Below are 280 nucleotides of genomic sequence, written 5' to 3' on the forward strand. Positions count from 1 at the left end.
AATCATCGCGCGGCTTAATCCGGTCAAACAGTTTATGTAACTCAGCTAATTTTTGGGGCACGTTATTACCATACAAGTGGGGAGAACTTCGACGGTCTGCATCGTACTTTTTAGATAAGCCATTACGCGCTTTCATTTGAATTTTTAAAGTGACTTCATCCTGCCAGCGATATCCTTCCAATATTCTGGCGACACCAGCAGTACCAATACTTTCCATACGTTCAAAAATAATGCCTTGCATTTTATCGGGGTTATGGGTGTGCACTGGATACACCTGTTT

The 280-nt window shown here is 42.1% G+C and carries 1 pseudogene; it reads right to left on the reverse strand.

The annotated features are described in order from the left end of the window. A pseudogene (locus tag GQ589_RS12080) lies at positions 1-265 on the reverse strand (hypothetical protein); the annotation flags it as partial. Positions 266-280: the final 15 nt, after the last annotated feature.

Origin of the sequence: Gilliamella sp. Pas-s27 (assembly GCF_009795865.1) — a bacterium.
Classification (GTDB): domain Bacteria; phylum Pseudomonadota; class Gammaproteobacteria; order Enterobacterales; family Orbaceae; genus Gilliamella.